The following is a 1,934-nucleotide window of genomic DNA, read 5'->3' on the forward strand; positions in this document are numbered from 1 at the left end:
CTGCCGCGCCGAGCAAGAACTGCCGCGTTGAACGCTCAGTCGTCCGATGTCGAGCTCGGTGCCCGGAGGAAGGTCGTCGGTCCGCGAGGCACGGGCAGACTGGCCCCGTGCGCGTCACCGTCGTCCGTCATGCAGCCCCCCACGTGTCCGACGACGTGCCCCCGCACGCCTGGCCGCTCTCGGCGGCCGGCCACGCGGCGGCGCGCGGGCTCCGGCTCCCGGACGGCGCGCACGCCGTCGCGAGCGACGAGCGCAAGGCGGTGGAGACGCTCTCCCTCGCGCTCGGCGGCGCCGACGTCCCCACGGACCCGCGGTTCGGGGAGGTCCGGCGCCCGCCCGAGCCCGTCTCCGCGGAGTTCCGGGAGGCACGCCGCGCCTGGGTCGAGGGCGCCCCCGACGCGCGGCACGACGGGTGGGAGTCCGCGGCGGACGCGGCCCGCCGCTTCGACGACGCCGTGCGCGAGCACGCCGGCGGCGGCGACCTGGTCGTCGCGACCCACGGCATGGTGCTCACGGCCTGGCTGGTCGCGACCGGCCACGTCGCCCCGGGTCCGCCGGCAGGGGAGTTCTGGCTCGGGCTGCGGCTCCCCGACGTCGTCACCGTCGACCTGGGCGGATGACCGCTCAGAGGGTGTCGTTCATGGCGTCGACGAAGCCCTCGGGGTCGAGCTCGCCCGTGAACACCTGATGCAGGTGGTCGAGCAGCGCGGCCGCCTGGTCGGGCGGGACGGCCTGGTCCCAGGAGAGCTGGAAGTGCGGGGCCGAGTCGACCATCTCGTACACGGCACGCAGGTACTCCGCGCTGTCGCCGTGCGTCAGGCGCTCGTCGATCCCCCGCACGGGCGGCACGGTCCGGACCGTGAGGAACGTGTCGACCGCCCGCTCGGAGTACGTCTCCGCGTTGAGGAAGTCGATCGCCGCCTGCTGGTCCGCCGGCGACGCCGAGGCGGACACCGACCAGAAGTTCGCGGGGTTGCCGACCACGTTGTCCGGGTCGCCGACCCCGCCCGCCACGGTGGGGAACGCGCCGAAGCCGATGCCGCCCGCGGCGACGAGCTCCGGCATGGAGGTGACGAGGTCCGGATAGATCCACGCCCCCTGCAGCAGGAACGCCGCGTTCCCGGACACGAGCATCCCGACGTCACCGCTCGAGTCCGCCGTGACCTCGGTGAAGTCGTCGCCGAACGCCCCGGCGTCGACGAGCGCGCGGATCTTGCGCAGCGCTTCCAGGAGCGCCGGGTCGGACCAGGCGCCCGGCTCGCCCGCGACGACGCGCTGGAAGACCTCGGGCCCGCCGATGCGGTCGGTGAGGTACTGCAGGTACATCAGCTCGGGCCAGCGGCTCCCGCCCGCCAGCGCGACGGGCCGCACGCCCGCCTCCCGGAGCACGGGAACGGCGTCGAGCAGGTCGTCGAAGGTCTCCGGCGGCTCGACGCCGGCCCGCTTCAGCACGTCCGCGTTGTGATAGAGCAGCACGGGCTGGGTCTGGTTGGCGGGGACGGCGTACGTGCGCCCGTCCACGGTGCCGTTCTTCGCGACGGAGGGCAGCGCCTTGTCCAGCGCGGCGTCCACCCGGCCCGTGAGGTCGAGGACGTCCCCGTCGGCGACGTACCCCGCGAGGTCGCTCCCGGCCCAGCCGTAGACGAGCGTCGGCGCCGTGCCCGCGTCGATCGCCGCCCGGATCTCGTCCTTGTAGACGTCGTTCTCGAGCCAGCCCACCTCGAACCGGCGGTCGGGGTGGTCGTCGTTCCAGCTCTCGAACGACCGCTCCAGCACGATGTCGCTGCCGCCGGAGAGCGACCAGGCCGTGAGGCCCGCGACCGGCGGGCCCGAGGAGGTGTCCGGCTCGGCTGCCGGCACCGTCGTCGAGCCGCACGCCGCCGCCGTCGTCGTCAGCGCCAGCACCGCCGCCGTCAGGCAGACCTGCCTGAGCC

General features: G+C 74.6%; 2 protein-coding genes. One reads left to right on the top strand and one right to left on the bottom strand.

Annotated features, from left to right (window positions below; translation table 11 throughout):
* The first annotated feature begins 107 nt into the window (after nt 1-107).
* The gene (locus tag ACFWEK_RS21235) at nt 108-620 is read left to right on the top strand and encodes a histidine phosphatase family protein (RefSeq protein WP_430555326.1); all 513 of its coding nucleotides are present in this window, start codon (nt 108-110) and stop codon (nt 618-620) included.
* 4 nt (nt 621-624) lie between these two features.
* Here the strand turns inward: ACFWEK_RS21235 and ACFWEK_RS21240 are convergent.
* A partial coding sequence (locus ACFWEK_RS21240) for an extracellular solute-binding protein (RefSeq protein WP_430555327.1) occupies nt 625-1,934 on the bottom strand: 1,310 nt, incomplete at its 5' end.

This window comes from Isoptericola sp. NPDC060257, from assembly GCF_042726645.1.
In the GTDB taxonomy this organism is placed as follows: domain Bacteria; phylum Actinomycetota; class Actinomycetes; order Actinomycetales; family Cellulomonadaceae; genus Isoptericola; species Isoptericola nanjingensis.